The organism is Bradyrhizobium barranii subsp. apii (genome assembly GCF_011516635.5).
Lineage (GTDB): Bacteria > Pseudomonadota > Alphaproteobacteria > Rhizobiales > Xanthobacteraceae > Bradyrhizobium > Bradyrhizobium barranii.
The window spans coordinates 8,304,618-8,320,238 of the sequence record NZ_CP096255.1; the positions used below are offsets into that span (position 1 = coordinate 8,304,618).

Genomic DNA, 15,621 nt, shown 5'->3' on the forward strand with positions numbered 1-15,621 from the left:
AATAATGGGATACGGGCGCGCAAGGGAATCGATAAATTTGATTCAACTTTTAGTGTGTGACCTCTTATCAACCTGTTACGGGCAGCTCCGTAGAAGCCCGGACGGAAGGCCGAAACAGTCGAATAAATCGCCGCAGCGGCAACCGACGATTGTACGCGACCGCTCCGATTTCGCGTAAAAGACGCAAAGGCCCGCCCACAAGGTGCGGGTCACAACAAGAACCGACAGACCAAATCGGGAGCAGGAAATGCCGAAATACAGGGTGGTGACGCCGAAGGGCGCGAGCTTCACGGTCGCAGGCAGCGACTATTCCTATGAGCGAGAGGCGCTCGATCCGATCGATGCCGAGATCGTCGAAGCCCCCGCCAACGAGGCCGAGTTCATCGCCGCCGCGAAAAACGCCGATGCCATCTATGCCAAGGGCATCCCGATCTCCAAGACCATCATCGACGCGCTGGAGAGCTGCAAGGTCATCACGCTCGGCTCTGTCGGCGTCGACAGCGTCGACGTGAAGGCCGCGACCGCCCGCGGCATTCCCGTCACCAACATTCCCGACACCTTCATCGAGGAGGTCGCCGACCACGCCATGATGCTGCTGCTCGCCGGCTTCCGCCGCCTGGTCGAGCAGGACAGGATGGTGCGCGACGGGCGCTGGGCCGAAGGCCGGCCAGCGCTGTTGAAGATCCCGCGGCTGATGGGCCAGACGCTCGGCTTCATCTCGTTCGGCCGCGTCGCGCGTGCCGTTGCGAAGCGCGCCGCCCCGTTCGGCCTGCGCATGATGGCCTACGATCCCTTCATCCAGGAAACGCTGATGTACGACCATGGCGTGATCCCGGCGACGCTGAACGAGGTGCTGTCGCAGTCGGATTTCGTCTCGATGCACGCCCCGGCGAGGCCCGAGGTGCATCACATGCTCACCGAGAAGCACTTCCGGCAGATGAAGAAAGGCTCGGTCTTCATCAATACCGGCCGCGGCGCCACCGTGGACGAGGAAAGCCTGATCAAGGCGCTCCAGGAGGGCTGGATTGCGCACGCCGCCCTCGACGTGTTGGAGAAGGAGCCGCCCTCGCACAACAATCCCATCCTCAGCATGGAGAACGTGACGCTGACCGCCCATGTCGCCTCGGCCTCGGCACGGTTCGACGAGGCGCGCAAGCGCCGCGTGGGCTACGAATTGTCACTGGTGCTTCAGGGCATGTGGCCGGTAAGCTGCGTCAATCCGTCGGTGCTGCAGAACACCGCGCTCCGCCGCTGGCAGCCCGTCAGCATGGATCGCGGCCCGAACAGCTAGGCGGCCGGCCGCAAGACGCGCCCGGAATCGGAACGGCCCTTCACCGGCGATCAACGCCGGGAAGGGAGACATCATAGGGAGGAACTGATGAGGAACGACATCACCCGTCGTGATGCCTTGGCTCTGGGCCTGTCCGCTACGGCGCTCGCGGCAACCGGTGTTGCAGCGCACGCTCAATCCGCAATCAAGGCCGCGGACGTCCCCGCACCGAAACTGCCGATCGAGAAAGGCGCGTCCCTGCGCATGCTGCGGCCGGTGCGCTTCGTCCAGGCCGACGAAGACGTGTTCCGTGCCAACGCGGCTAAATTCACCAAGGAGACCGGGGTCGAGGTCAAGGTCGATTTCGTCGGCTGGGAGGACATCAACCAGCAGACCGCGGTGACCTCAAATTCCGGCGCCGGCCCCGACATCATCATCGGCTTCTCCGACGCGCCGCACATCTATGTCGACAAGCTGATCGAGCTGACCGACGTCGCCGACTATCTCGGCAAGAAGTATGGCGGCTGGCAGAACCTTGCGAAGGCCTACGGCAAGAAGGCCAAGAGCGATACCTGGATCGGGCTCCCGTTCGGGGCCACCGCCGGTCCCCTGATCTATCGCAAATCCATCCTCAAATCCGTCGGGTTCGACAAGGCGCCGGACGATCATGCCGGGCTCCTGGACCTCTGCAAGAAGCTGCAGAAGGCCGGCAAGCCCGCTGGCTTTGCGCTGGGCAATGCCGTCGGCGACGGCAACGGCTTTGCGGACTGGATGATGTGGTCGCACAATGCCTCGCTGCTGGATGAGGAAGGCAATGTCACCATCAACAGCAAGGAGACCATCGCGGCGCTGAATTTCGTGAAGGAGCTCTACCCGACCTTCATCGCCGGTACGCCGTCCTGGAACGACGTCAGCAACAATCGCGCCTATTCCTCGCAGGAAATCGGGCTGACGGCGAACGGCGTCTCGCTGTATTTCTCCCTGAAGAACGATCCGGCGACCGCGGCGATCGCCGAGGATTCCGAACATCAGCTGCTGCCGAAGGGCCTTGCACCGATCTCGCCGATGTCGGGACTGACGCTGAACGCCATGGTGTTCAAGCACAGCCAGTATCCGAACGCGGCGAAGGCCTTCCTGCAGTTCATGCTGGAGAAGGACCAGTACGAGCCGTGGCTCAACGCCAACAGCGGTTACTGGTCGCAACCGCTTGCGGCCTACGCCGATGCGGCGGTGTGGAAGGGCGATCCCAAGGTCGCGATCTTCAGAGACACCATGAACAGCACGTATTACGCCGGCTACAAAGGTCCGATTTCGACCGCCACCGGTGCTGTTCGCGCGGACTATGTGACGGTGCAGATGTTCGCCTCGGTCGCGACCGGTGCGGCGACGCCCGAAGCCGCGGCTGCGGAAGCGGAACAGCGCTGCAAGCGGTACTTCCGCAGACAGAGGTAGCGGCCGACGACAACGCGGCCGTCATTGCGAGGAGCGACGCGACGAAGCAATCCAGACTGCAACTGCGGAGACAGACTGGATTGCTTCCGCCTTCGCCAAAGCTGCGGCGGACAAGTCGCATCGCTCGCAATGACGGTGTGGTAACAGCCTAGAACAGGACAACGACCCGATGTCCGTGACCACCCTCTCCTCCCCCGTACTGGCGCACCGGCAGCAATCCTGGCTGGTGCGGTTGTTCGACTACAAGCCGTTCCTGATCGTGATGTGCCTGGCGCCCGCGATCGGGCTCCTCGCGGTGTTTCTGACCTATCCGCTCGGTCTCGGCATCTGGCTCGCCTTCACCGACACCACGATCGGCCGACGTGGCGTCTTCGTGGGCCTTGAGAATTTCCAGTATCTGCTCACCGATCCCCTGTGGTGGGGCGCGGTGTTCTACAGCGTGTTCTATACGGCGGTCGCGACCTTCGGAAAGTTCGCGCTCGGCTTCTGGCTCGCGCTGCTGCTCAACAACCATTTTCCGTTCAAGAGCCTGCTCCGCGCCATCGTGCTGCTGCCCTGGATCGTGCCGACGGTGCTCTCGGCGCTGGCGTTCTGGTGGATCTACGATCCGCAATTCTCGATCATCTCCTATTTGCTGGTCGACGTGCTGCATTGGCGCACCACCAACATCGACTTCCTCGGCGCGCCCTGGCCAGCGCGCTTCTCGCTAATCGCGGCGAATATCTGGCGCGGCATTCCCTTCGTCGCGATCTCGCTGCTCGCAGGCCTGCAGACCATTTCGCCCTCGCTCTACGAGGCCGCGATGCTCGACGGCGCCAGCGCTTGGCAGCGCTTCCGCTACATCACCTTCCCGATGATGATGCCGATCCTCGCGATCGTCATGACCTTCTCGATCATCTTCACCTTCACGGACTTCCAGCTCGTCTACGCCATCACCCGCGGCGGCCCGGTGAACTCGACCCATTTGCTGGCGACGCTGGCGTTCCAGCGCGGCATCGCCGGCGGCGAGCTCGGCGAAGGTGCGGCGATCGCGGTGTCGATGATCCCGTTCCTGGTGTTCGCGACGCTGTTCTCATATTTCGGCCTGGCGCGCCGCAAATGGCAGCAGGGAGAGGCCAATGACTGACACTGTCGCGCAGCCGGCCGCCGTCGCCAACACACCGCCCGACACCATGGCTTGGGATTCCGGGCTGCGGCGGCTGATGATGATCTACCTGCCGCTCGGCTGCTTCGTGCTGATCCTGCTGTTTCCGTTCTACTGGATGGCGATCACGTCGTTCAAGCCGAACGCAGAGCTGATGAACTTCAAGGATCACAACCCGTTCTGGATCACTTCGCCGACGCTGGCGCACGTCAAGCACCTGCTGTTCGACACCGCCTATCCGCGCTGGCTGTGGACAACGATGATCGTTGCGATCGGGTCGAGCACGCTGTCGCTGATCGCGAGCACGCTCGCCGCCTATGCCATCGAGCGGCTGCGCTTCCGCGGCAGTCCATATGTTGGCCTCGGCATCTATCTCGCTTACCTCGTGCCGCCGTCGATCCTGTTCATCCCGCTCGCCACCGTCGTGGTGCAGTTCGGCCTGTTCGACTCACCGATGGCGCTGATCCTGGTCTATCCGACCTTCCTGGTGCCGTTCTGCACCTGGCTCCTGATCGGCTATTTCAAGTCGATCCCCTACGAGCTCGAGGAATGCGCGCTGGTCGACGGCGCCACGCGCCTCCAGATCCTGCGGCGGATCACGCTACCGCTGGCGGTGCCCGGGCTGATCTCGGCCGGCATCTTCTCCTTCACGCTGTCTTGGAACGAGTTCATCTACGCGCTCGCCTTCATCCAGAGCGGCGCGAACAAGACCGTGCCGGTTGCGATCCTGACCGAGCTCGTCACCGGCGACGTCTACCAGTGGGGCGCGCTGATGGCGGGATCACTGCTCGGCTCGCTGCCGGTTGCGATCTTCTATTCGCTGTTCGTCGATTACTACGTGTCCTCGCTGACCGGTGCGGTGAAGGAGTAACACGAGCTAAGCGAGCCGCTCCTTAAGGCGCGGCGTGGCCCAGTCGAGAAAAGATCGGAGCTTGAGTGGCTCGGGCTTGCGCTCCGCGTAGACGATATGCACCGGCCATGGCGCCTGTTCGAATGGTTCCAGCATCAAAACGAGCTTTCCGGCGCGCCGTGCGGCTTCCATCTTGTACGACATGACGCGGGTGATGCCGGCACCCGCGATCGCGGCTTCGACCGCAGCCTCGGAGTCGCTCAAAGTCAATCTCGACCGGATCGGCACCGCTACTTCGCGGCCGTCGATGACGAACTTCCAGTTCCGCTGAGCCGCGAGGCTGTCGATACTGATACAGTCATGAGCAGCCAGATCGGCAGGCACCTTCGGTTGGCCGTGCTTGGCAACATAACCGGGACTCGCACAGAGCACGAACCGGACCGAGCCGACTCGGGTCGCGATCAGGTTGCTGTCCGGGAGGTTGCCGATGCGAACCGAAATGTCGATATTCTCCTCGGCCGTGTTGACAATGCGGTCGGTCAGGACGAGCCGCAGCGCGATGTCTGGAAAGGCATCCATGAATTCGAGCGCGATCGGCAACAGGTGCATGTGTCCGAGCCCCCAGGGCGACGTGACCGCGAGATCTCCTTTCGGAATCCTGTACTCGCCGGAGACCTCGCGCTCCGCGTCGTCTACCTGCCCGATAATGCGCTTGCAGGCTTCGATGTAGGATCGTCCGACATCGGTCAGCTTCATCTGGCGCGAGGATCGCTGAAATAGTTGGGCCTTCAACCGCGCCTCCAGCTCGGCGACCGTGCGGCTGACTGTCGCGACCGGCGTGTTGAGGCGCCGCGAAGCGGCTGAAAAGCTTCCTGTCTCAGTGACCGCGACGATCACCGACATTGCCTCCAACCGGTCCATCGGATACGCTTTCCATATCTTGAGAAGGTGCTTCTCAAGCATACCGTCTGCTCCCCACAGCGACAATCGGCTACGCGGTGGATATGCGCAAAGCCGCCGTGCGTTTTGAATGCCGTCGCCCGGCCGTCAATCGAGGACGCTATGGAGTTAGAGACCAGAGCCCTGCTGTCGCGCCGCAATTTCTGTCTCTGCTGCCTGAGCGGTGCGACGATTGCCGCTACTAACGGTTGGCTTTCGCCGCGGCAGGCCTACCCTGAAGCGCGAGGCCTTGTCAGCCTGATCAAGGACAGTGCGGCGACATCGCCGATCACCACGCACAAACTCCGAGGCAACATAGCCGTGCTCGAAGGCTCCGGCGGAAATGTCGCGGTCCTGACCGGTCCCGACGGCAAGGTTTTAGTCGATGCCGGCATCCGCGTCTCGCGTCCCCAGCTCACCAAGGCGATGGCCGATCTCGGCGCCGATCCCGTCACCCATCTCGTCAACACCCACTGGCATTTCGATCACGCCGATGGCAACGAATGGCTCCATTCCGCTGGCGCCAGGATCATCGCGCAGGAGAACACGCGAAAGTACCTCCTCGAAGTTCAGCGCGTAGAGGACTGGGACTACAATTTCCTTCCGCTGGGACCAGGCGGCATCCCCAGCGACGTATTTTCCAGCACCCATGAGCTCAGACTCAACGGAACCTCGATCGGCCTGAAATATTACGGGCCCGCGCATACCGACAGCGACATCTCCGTCACCTTTGCAGAAGCCAACGTCGTTCATGTCGGCGATACCTTCTGGAACGGCATCTATCCGTTCATCGATTACTCGACTGGCGGCAGCATCAACGGGATGATCGCGGCTTCCGAAGCCAATCTCGCAGCGACCGGACAGGATACGATCGTGATCTCCGGTCACGGCAAGCCGGTTGGCAACAGAGCCGAACTCCAGGCGTTTCGCGACATGCTGGTGACGATCCGCGACAACGTCGCCCGTCTCAAGAGCCAGGGACGAACGCGGGACGAAGCCGTGGCTGCCAAACCGACCGCGGCCTTCGATGCGATATGGGGGCAGTTCGTGATCGACCCCGGCTTCTTCACCCGGCTGGTCTACCAGGGCGTTTGAAGCCGCGGACGACTGACGTCCGCAAAGCCACCGATTCTGGACAGGGAGATCGACATGAAAAGTGCAGAGGTCATGCCGCCACAAACCCGTATCGATCGTCGTTACCTGGTCGTTGGATTGTCCGGATTGGCCGTTGCCACTGCTTCACCGGATGCATCGGCGAAACCGCAGCGCGACAGCCGCGGCACCACCGGTTCTTATCCGGTCGTCTACCATCGAACCAAATCCGTCGACGGGATCAAGATCTTCTACCGCGAAGCGGGGCCCAAGGATGCACCGGTGGTGCTACTGCTCCACGGCTTTCCGACCTCCTCGCACATGTTTCGCAACCTGATCCCGGCTCTGGCGGACCGCTATCACGTGATCGCTCCCGACTACCCCGGCTACGGCCAGAGCGACATGCCACCGCGCACATCGTTCAAATACACCTTCGATCGCTTCGGCGAACTCGTCGACGGCCTGCTCGGCCAGCTCGGTGTCACCCGCTATGCGATGTACGTCATGGATTACGGCGCCCCGGTCGGCTGGCGGCTGGCGGCTGGCGCTCAAGCATCCCGAGCGCGTCAGCGGCCTGATCGTCCAGAACGGCAACGCCTATGACGAAGGGCTGAAGGAGTTCTGGAATCCGATCAAGCAATACTGGGCCGACGGGTCCGATACCAGCCGACAGGCATTGATGAAGCTGGTCACGCTGGAAACGACGAAATTCCAGTACACCGACGGCATGTCGGACGTAAGTCGGATTTCACCCGACAATTGGGTACAAGATCAGGCGCTGCTCGACCGGCCCGGCAACAGCGATATCCAGATGGACCTGTTCTACGATTATCGGACCAATCTGCCGCTGTATCCCGCGGTGCAAGCCTACTTCCGCAAGCACAAGCCGCCGACGCTGATCGTCTGGGGCAAGAACGATTTCATCTTCCCGGCCGACGGCGCCCATCCCTACAAGCGCGACCTGCCGCAAGTGGAGTTTCACCTGATCAACACCGGTCATTTCGCGCTCGAGGACAGGTTCGACGAGATGGTTCCGCTGATCCGCGACTTCCTCGCCCGCAAGATCGCCTGATAACCTGGAAGGAACGAACATGAACGCGGCCCTCCACGTCGTGGCCGCTCTGGCGGTCTCCACAATGTTTGCGGCAGCCGCCGTCGCCCAAAGCGCCCGCGACGTGCGCGGGCCCTCTCCGCTAGTTGCCATCGACAAGCAGGCGCCCGCCCGCCTGATAGTCGATCCACCGCTGGCCGAACAACTGGCGCAGGGCCTCGTCTTCATCCAGTACACCACGGAAAATCTCCGGATCGTGCCGGTGTTCGGCAAGGGCGCGCTCGACGTGTCGCCGCGCATCGGTCACGTCCACATCACGGTCGATGATGCGCCCTGGCATTTTGTCGATGCCAGTGGCGAGACCGTGATCGTGGTCGGACTGCCTCCGGGCCCGCACAAGGTACTGTTCGAGTTGGCCGATCCCATGCACCGCGTGATCGACAGCAAGACCATCAGCTTCGAGATTCCGGCGCGCTCTCCGGCACCGCCGAAACAATAGCTGCTGCGGCGTTTCGCCCGGTTTCACAAAACTGCAACATGCGATCCGCATAAGGCGTCGTCCACTAACAGGAGACGCACATGCGCGCGACTTTTCTCAGCACCGTCGCAACGATCATTCTCACCGCGAGCACTGCGCTTGCACAGAACGAGGGTGAATTCCCGGCGAAGCTCGCCGGCCACGTGGTGATGCCGGCCGCGACCTTCATCGACGCGCCGGCCGACGCGCCTGCCGATCTCAAGAACTCGGGCAAATACACCACCGGCAAGCGCGTCGACGCGCTCGGCACCGTGATGGGCAAGTCCTATGAGCGTGCGACCGGCGTGTCGCTGCCGTTCAAGGGCCAGCCGCTCCAGGGCCATTCTGGCATCAAGCACATGCCCGACGGCAGCTACTGGGTCATCACCGACAACGGCATGGGCGCGCGCGCCAACTCGCCGGATTCGATGCTGTACCTGAACCGCTACAAGATGGATTGGGCCAGCGGCAAGATCGAGCGCCAGGAAACCATCTTCCTGCACGATCCCGACAAGAAGGTGCCGTTCCGCATCGTCCATGAGGACACCCAGAAGCGCTACCTCACCGGCTCCGACTTCGACACCGAGGGTTTCCAGATCATCGGCGACACCTTCTGGATCGGCGACGAGTTCGGCCCCTATATCCTGAAGGCCGACAAATCAGGCAAGATCCTCGGCGTGTTCGAGACGGTTGCCGACGGCAAGCCGGTGCGCTCGCCGGACAACTGGGCCGTGGCGACGCCGGGCGCGCCGGGCGCGACCTACACCAATGTCAACCTGCGCCGCTCCAAGGGCTATGAAGGCTTTGCGTCGTCGAAGGACGGCAAGTTCCTCTACGGCCTGCTCGAGGGCCCGATCTGGGACGCCGACAAGAAGGACTGGGAGAAGGTCGACGGCAAGGAAGCCTCCCGCATCCTCGAATTCGACGTCGCCGCCGAAAAATTCACCGGCCGCTACTGGCAGTATGTGTTCGAGCAGAACGGCAACGCCATCGGCGACTTCAACATGATCGATCAGGCCTCCGGCCTCATCATCGAGCGCGACAACGGCGAAGGCACGGCCGACAAGGCCTGCCCGCAAGGCACCCGCGGCGAGAACTGCTTCCCCGACATCGCCAAGTTCAAGCGCGTCTACAAGATCGAGCTGACCGACGCCAATGTCGGCAAGCCCGTGCGCAAGATCGGCTATATCGACCTGATGAAGATCCAGGACCCCGACAAGAAGGCCCGCAAGCCGCTCAATGACGGCGTCTACACCTTCCCGTTCTTCACCATCGAGAACGTCGATCGCGTCGACGAGACCCACATCATCGTCGGCAACGACAACAACCTGCCGTTCTCGTCCAGCCGCGATCCCAACAAGGCCGACGACGACGAGTTCATGCTGCTCGAAGTCGCGGATTTCCTGAAGGCGAAGTAAGCCGACGCTCTCTCCTCTCCCTTTCCCCGTTCTTACGGGGAGAGGGAAGGAACCGACAGTGGCGCCTCACCCTCCGTCATTGCGAGCGCAGCGAAGCAATCCAGAGTCTCTCCGCAGAGGCAGTCTGGATTGCTTCGCTGCGCTCGTAATGACGAGGATAGAACTCCATTCCCACACTCGCGATGAGTGCGCGGAGACCGCCCCTCACCCCGCCCTCTCCTCGTAAGAACGGGGCGAGGGAGCGAGAGAGCAACCTCACCGCACGATAAAGTCCACCGGAACGGTAAAGCTCATCGAGCTGTTCTTGATCTCCGCCGGGATCGGCGGGAACGGCGAGGCCTGGTGGATCATCGACGTGGCCTTGGCATCGAACGCGGCAACGCCGGACGAAGCGATGCGGCTGGACGTGACCTGGCCGTTACGGCCGATCGTGAAACTCACCCGGACCAGCCCGCGCTGTCCGTTGCCGCCGGACGGATAGGAGTGAAGGCGCATCAGATGCGCACGGACGCGCTGATTGTAGGTCGCAACCAGCGATGCGATCGCGCCCGCGCTCATGGCGGACGCTGCAGGCGCCTCCCGCTCGGCGCGCGGCGGCGCGCTGGTGCGAGGCGCGGGCGTCGCGTTCGACGGCTTCTTTGCCTCCGGACGAACTACTTTCGGCTTTTCGGGCGCCGGCTTTTCCTGCGGCACGATTTTCGCGGGCTCCGGCTTGTCCGGTGTCGGCTCGAGCTTCTGCTCCGGCGGCGCCACCACGTCGGGCTTCTCCTGCGGCGGTGTCGGCGCGATGGTCTCCTCGACCGCCTGCCGCTGCATCGGCTCCGGCGGTGAGGCATCGGCCTCCTTCATCACCGGCCCCGGCACCACGTCATCCGGCGTCGCCTGCGGCGCCGACGTGATCGGCGCCATGTCGATCATGACCGCAGGCAGGGTGACGCCCTGCTCCGGTTGCGACCGCACCCAATTCATCGCGATCACCGCAGCGATGACATGCAACGCCACGATCACCGCGGCCGAAACGCCCCAACGCGCCGTTTCGCGCTCGCCGAGCGGTTCATGCAGGGCAAAAGCGCTCGCCGACATCAGCTGCGTCCGTCGAGGCCGACCAGGGCGACCTTGAGATAGCCGCCATTGCGCAAGGTGTTCATCACCTCCATCAGGTCGCCATAAGAGACAGCCTTGTCGGCGCGCAGATAGATGCGCTCGTCCTTGCGGCCCTTGGTGGCGGCATCGAGCGCCGTGACGAGGCCTTCGCGTGCCATTGTCTCCTCGCCGACGGCGACGGTGAGATCCGGCTTCACCGTCACGAAGGTGGGCTTGTCCGGCCGCGGCGCCGGCTCGGCGGCGGTGGCCGGCAGCTCGACGCCGATGTCGACGGTGGCGAGCGGGGCCGCGACCATGAAGATGATCAGCAGCACCAGCATCACGTCGATGAACGGCGTGACGTTGATCTCATGGGTGACGTCGAGATCGCCGGGGTCGCCGCGCCTCAGCGGCGATCCCCCGCGTGCGCCGAGTTTCGCGGCCATGGCCTACTCCGCCGCCCGCGCCAGGCGGAACTCTCTGTTGTCGCGCTGCCGGCTGACCAGCAGCATGAGCTGCGCCGAGGCGTCTCCAAGCAGCGCGCGGTAATTGGCGATGCCGCGGACGAGATGATTGTAGATCACGACCGCCGGGATCGCGGCGACGAGTCCGAGCGCTGTCGCAAGCAGCGCCTCGGCGATGCCGGGCGCGACCACCGCAAGGCTCGTGGTGTGGCTCTCGGAGATGCCGATGAAGGAATTCATGATGCCCCAGACCGTGCCGAACAGCCCGACGAACGGCGCGGTGGCGCCGATGGTCGCGAGCACGCCGGTGCCGCGCGCGATCTGCCTGGACATCGCGGCCTCGACCCGTTCCAGCCGCAGCGCGACGCGCTCCTGAAGACCGTCATCGACAATGCCGCCGGAGAGCTCCGCCTCCTTGGCGCAGGACTGGATGAGCTGGGCGACCGCATCATGCGCGTCGCCGGTCCGCTCCGCCGCCTCGGCCAGCTTCATCCTGCCCTCGAGCGCGCGCGTCCGCTCTACGGCGAGCTTGCTCTTGCGGCGCAGCTCGATGGTCTTGGCGAGCCACACCGTCCACGTCACCAGCGAGGCGACGGCGAGCCCGACCATCACCACCTTCACGACGATGTCGGCACCGAGGAACATGCCCCAGGGCGACAGATTGCGCGGCAACAGCGCTTCGTCGATCGCGAAGGCCGGGGCCGGCGCAAGCACCAGCCCAATTGTTAGGATCACATGCCGAAGCCCAAAATTGCTCTGCATCCTGATCTCCCGACAGACAGAAGGAAATTACGCCGCGACCCGGTCCGCCAGCTGCCGGAATCGCACGAGCTGGTCCGCCCGCAGCGCCCGGGTCTCGTCGCGGCCGACGAAGACCTTGAACATGATGCCGCCGTCGGCATTGACGAACGCAACGAAGGCCGAGGTCTTGCCCATGAAGGGGCGTTCGACGAAGGCCAAGGCCGCGCAGCGCTCGTGGCGGAGGTGGCCGTGCAATCCCTTCGGCTGCATCAGGTTGAAATAGCCGCGGCCGACCTCGCCCGCCGGAACCGCGCCCGTGAACTCGAAGATCGCGTCATCCGTGTGCACGATGAGCGTGACCTCGCCCCACGCGGCGATGTCCTGCATGGCGGCGGCGAAATGCTCGCCGCCACCAACGCGCACCATCGACGACGGCAGCGCCTCGATCACCGCGCGCGGCGTGACCTTGCGCTCACGCGCAACGTCCTCGATCACCGCACCGGGATTGTCGGCCATATACGCCTTGAGATCGGCGAGATCGGTGCTCAGCATGTCCGGCTCCCTTTCCTGACCCGCCGCGATCTAGGCGGCCACGTTCGTCTTGCGCTCGGTCATGATGACCTCGAACCCTTCGAACTTGGGATGGCCGAGATAGAGGCTTTCGCCGGTCTTGTTGTCGGCGCGCGCGTGGGCGCGGCGGAATTCGTCCGATCGCGTCCAGGCCTCGAACGCCGCCTTGTCGACCCAGACCGTGTGCGAGGAATACAGCGTGTGGTCCTCGAGCGCCGGCCCCTTCAGCAGGTGGAATTCGACGAAGCCGGCCATGCTGCCGAGATAGGATTCACGGGTGCGCCAGACGGTCTCGAAAGCAGCTTCCGAGCCGAGCTTCACCTGGAAACGATTCATTGCGATGAACATCAGATTTTTCTCCTGTCAGTCTTGTTGATCGGCGAATGCCGAGCGGATGTTTCAGAACGTGCCGAAGCCACGCTGGGACATCAGCGTGGCTCTGGCGGTCAATACGGCGTCCCGTTTGCTGTCGTCGGCGTACTCCTTAGATGCCGCCGAAGTGGTACTTCAGGCCTCCCTTGACCACGAGCCCGGGGCCGGCGCTCGCCCATTTCACGTCGTTTTGCGTATCGCCCGTGCTGCCGACCGGAATGGCGTAGGGCCGGTAGTACTGGTTGAGAAGATTTTCGACCGAGAAGTTCAGCGTGAGATCGGGCCGCGGCTGATACTGGGCGTAGAGGTTCACGAGATCGTACGACGTCGCCGGCGTATAGGTCGGCGGGATGTCGGTGTTCGCAATCACCGACGTCCACATCACCGAGAGGATCAGGGTCCGGTCCAGCAACCGCACGCCGGCGGTCGTCGTGACCTTCTGCGGCGGAACGCTGTACAGGCCAAATCCCGTCTGGAGGTTTTTGCCGTTCTGGTAACTGCCGGAGAGGCCGAAGAACCAGGTGTTCGCGTCGTACATCGCCTCGGCCTCGAAACCCTGGATGCGGGCGGACGCGACGTTCTGATATTGCAGGAACGGAAGCACGGTGATGGAGGGCGCCGGCGGCGGGCCGGTGGGGACCACCAGCGGATTTCCATAGGCGACCTGATCGATGAAGTCGGAGATGTCGTTGCGGAACACGTTGATCTTGCCGCGCAGCGTATCGCCCGCCGTGAACAGATCGTTCTTCTTGATGTTGAAGCCGATCTCCTTGTTCTTGCCGACCTCGGGCCGCAGGTTCGGATTCGGGACGAAGCAGAAGGTCGAATCCGCGCCCGGACCCGGCGTGCCCGACGGACAGCGGAAGAACGAGTCGTTGACCGTCGCGCCCGAATGCGGACCGCTGACCAGCGTTTCCGTGATCGACGGCGCGCGGTAACCTTCGGCGTAGCTGACATAGGGCGTCACGACCGCCGTGGGAACGAGCCCGACGGTGATCTTCGGCGATAGGCGATCGCCGCTGGACGATGAGGATCCCGAGGAGAGCTGATAATTGTCGTAGCGGAGCGCGCCGATCACCTCGAGCATCGAGGTATAGTTCGCCTTCCACTGCACGAAACCGCCGGAGACCGTACGCTGACCGCCGGGCGTCGTCACTTCCGAAGTGCCGGTCCTGTCCTGCGTCGACACCTTGTCCTGGAACGCGTCCAGTCCGTAGGTCACCGCGTGACGCCAGCTGCCGGTATCGAAGCGCGTGGTGTTGTACACGTCGACGCCGACCGTATCGAGCAGATATCCGCGGTTGCTGCCGATACAGCCGGACACGGCATTGCCGGGCACGCCGCCACAGAAGACCGACGGCGTCGTGCTGGTATGCGCGGTCTTGACCTGGTCGTTCTCGGTGCGATTCCAGTAGACCTTCGCGTCCCAGTCGAACCACTGGTCATCCGGCTGCGAATATTTCCAGCCGAGCGTCGTGGTGTAGTTCTTGACGTCGGACCTGTAGATCGACGTGCCGCTCAGGTTGTTGGCGCCGTTCGCATTGGTCGAGTTGGGATCGCCGGCACGGCGTGGCGGCTGACCCACGCTGTAGATGTCCTCCTGGAAGATGGTGCCGAGCTTGATCTCGTGCCCGTCGGCCGGGCGCACCGTCAGCTTGGCGATGCCGCTGGTGAGCCGGTTGCCGGTGTTGGCGACCTCGAAGCCGGTGCCGTCTTTGTAGCTCTCCTGCGTCGAATAGGTGCCGCCCGCGAACACATCCACGTTCGGATTGACGTGAACACCGCCGAAGGCCGAACCGAGCGCGCGTCCGTAATTGCTGCCAAGGATGGTCTTGACGTCGACGCCCCAGCGCTCGCCGGCACGCACGACGTCCTCGATGTCCTTGGTGCGGAACGACGCTACGCCGCCGATCGCGCCCGAACCGTAGATGTTCGCGGTCGGACCACGAACGATGTCGATGCCGCTGATCAGCTCGGGATTGAGGAAGAACGAGCCGTTGGCGAAATGGCCCGTGCGCTGATAATTCTGCCGCGCGCCGTCGACAACGACGGCGACCCGGCCGAAATCCTGCAGGCCGCGGATATTGATCGAGGTGGACGGCTCATCGCCGCGGTTCTGAACCCACACGCCCGGCACATTATAGATGAGATCGCCGACGGTGCTGGCCTGACGGCTTTCGATCTGCGCCGAAGTCACGACGCTGACCGGTGCGAGCGCATCGACCGCGCGCTCGTCGGTCTTGGAGGCCGCGGCCGTGATGGTGTCGAGCGCCTGGACGCCGACAATCGCCTGCGCGCGTGCATCCCACACGCTGGTGCTGGCCTGCTGCTGCTGAACAGCTTGCGGCTTGGGCGGGTTGCGCTTGGCCTGCTTGGGCTTCGCCGGCTTGGATGATTGCGCGGTTTGATCCGCGGTCTGCGCAAAGCTGCTCACCGGCGACACCGCCGCAATTGAAACCACCGACGCACCCAAAATCAGCGCGCGCGAATACCTAGCCCCGTCAGCCATACACCCAACCCAATCATGATATGTCTTGTTTGGCTGGCGTGCGCTCGCGCGGCGAGCGACTGGCTGGCTATTCTCTGGTGCAGGCCCCCCGGCCCGCATTGTTCCATTTGGTTACGTGGCAACACCCTGACGGTCAATGTCATCGGGTT

Annotated in this window: 14 protein-coding genes and 1 pseudogene; 8 read left to right on the top strand and 7 right to left on the bottom strand. The window is 63.4% G+C overall.

Annotation, left to right across the window (positions count from 1 at the left end):
* The first annotated feature begins 247 nt into the window (after window positions 1-247).
* From HAP41_RS39825 to HAP41_RS39840, 4 genes are all read left to right on the top strand, one after another.
* Entirely contained in the window at window positions 248-1,291 is a 1,044-nt protein-coding gene (locus HAP41_RS39825; protein ID WP_166080339.1) for a C-terminal binding protein, read from the top strand.
* An 87-nt stretch (window positions 1,292-1,378) separates the two neighbouring features.
* Window positions 1,379-2,722 carry an ABC transporter substrate-binding protein gene (locus HAP41_RS39830; protein WP_135216984.1) on the top strand — a complete coding sequence of 448 codons (1,344 nt, stop codon included), beginning with the start codon at window positions 1,379-1,381 and terminating at the stop codon, window positions 2,720-2,722.
* A gap of 169 nt (window positions 2,723-2,891) precedes the next feature.
* Complete coding sequence (locus tag HAP41_RS39835; protein WP_071909793.1) at window positions 2,892-3,848, top strand: carbohydrate ABC transporter permease; 957 nt, start codon at window positions 2,892-2,894, stop codon at window positions 3,846-3,848.
* Window positions 3,841-4,737: a carbohydrate ABC transporter permease gene (locus HAP41_RS39840; protein ID WP_166080325.1), complete on the top strand. Its 897-nt coding sequence runs from the start codon at window positions 3,841-3,843 to the stop codon at window positions 4,735-4,737. The genes HAP41_RS39835 and HAP41_RS39840 overlap by 8 nt, the downstream gene beginning before the upstream one ends.
* 6 nt (window positions 4,738-4,743) lie before the next feature.
* On the opposite strand, the gene HAP41_RS39845 is transcribed toward HAP41_RS39840, so the two are convergent.
* A complete protein-coding gene (locus HAP41_RS39845; protein ID WP_085398962.1) occupies window positions 4,744-5,637 on the bottom strand; it encodes a LysR family transcriptional regulator in 894 nt (297 codons plus the stop codon).
* A gap of 141 nt (window positions 5,638-5,778) precedes the next feature.
* Here HAP41_RS39845 and HAP41_RS39850 point away from each other — a divergent pair, with 141 nt between their 5' ends.
* The 4 genes and pseudogenes from HAP41_RS39850 (at window position 5,779) to HAP41_RS39865 (ending at window position 9,733) form a co-directional block, all read left to right on the top strand.
* Window positions 5,779-6,750, top strand: coding sequence for an MBL fold metallo-hydrolase (locus HAP41_RS39850; RefSeq protein WP_166080318.1), 972 nt, complete (start codon window positions 5,779-5,781; stop codon window positions 6,748-6,750).
* A 72-nt stretch (window positions 6,751-6,822) separates the two neighbouring features.
* Window positions 6,823-7,819, top strand: a pseudogene (locus HAP41_RS39855) (alpha/beta fold hydrolase).
* Window positions 7,820-7,838: 19 nt separating this feature from the next.
* Window positions 7,839-8,297, top strand: a complete 459-nt coding sequence (locus HAP41_RS39860; RefSeq protein ID WP_166080302.1) for a DUF6130 family protein — start codon at window positions 7,839-7,841, stop codon at window positions 8,295-8,297.
* A gap of 80 nt (window positions 8,298-8,377) precedes the next feature.
* A complete protein-coding gene (locus HAP41_RS39865; protein ID WP_166080297.1) occupies window positions 8,378-9,733 on the top strand; it encodes an esterase-like activity of phytase family protein in 1,356 nt (451 codons plus the stop codon).
* A 255-nt stretch (window positions 9,734-9,988) separates the two neighbouring features.
* Here the strand turns inward: HAP41_RS39865 and HAP41_RS39870 are convergent, their stop codons facing one another.
* From HAP41_RS39870 to HAP41_RS39895, 6 genes are all read right to left on the bottom strand, one after another.
* Window positions 9,989-10,816 carry a TonB family protein gene (locus HAP41_RS39870; protein WP_166080285.1) on the bottom strand — a complete coding sequence of 276 codons (828 nt, stop codon included), beginning with the start codon at window positions 10,814-10,816 and terminating at the stop codon, window positions 9,989-9,991.
* Window positions 10,816-11,262: a TonB system transport protein ExbD gene (gene exbD / locus HAP41_RS39875; protein ID WP_063981157.1), complete on the bottom strand. Its 447-nt coding sequence runs from the start codon at window positions 11,260-11,262 to the stop codon at window positions 10,816-10,818. The genes HAP41_RS39870 and exbD overlap by 1 nt, the downstream gene beginning before the upstream one ends.
* Window positions 11,263-11,265: 3 nt before the next feature.
* The gene (gene exbB / locus HAP41_RS39880) at window positions 11,266-12,042 is read right to left on the bottom strand and encodes a tonB-system energizer ExbB (protein ID WP_166080249.1); all 777 of its coding nucleotides are present in this window, start codon (window positions 12,040-12,042) and stop codon (window positions 11,266-11,268) included.
* A 27-nt stretch (window positions 12,043-12,069) separates the two neighbouring features.
* Window positions 12,070-12,573 carry a heme utilization cystosolic carrier protein HutX gene (hutX, locus tag HAP41_RS39885; protein WP_166080224.1) on the bottom strand — a complete coding sequence of 168 codons (504 nt, stop codon included), beginning with the start codon at window positions 12,571-12,573 and terminating at the stop codon, window positions 12,070-12,072.
* 30 nt (window positions 12,574-12,603) lie between these two features.
* Window positions 12,604-12,939: a heme-degrading protein HmuQ gene (gene hmuQ, locus HAP41_RS39890; protein WP_166080204.1), complete on the bottom strand. Its 336-nt coding sequence runs from the start codon at window positions 12,937-12,939 to the stop codon at window positions 12,604-12,606.
* Window positions 12,940-13,075: 136 nt separating this feature from the next.
* Window positions 13,076-15,472, bottom strand: coding sequence for a TonB-dependent hemoglobin/transferrin/lactoferrin family receptor (locus HAP41_RS39895; protein ID WP_166080199.1), 2,397 nt, complete (start codon window positions 15,470-15,472; stop codon window positions 13,076-13,078).
* Window positions 15,473-15,621: the final 149 nt, after the last annotated feature.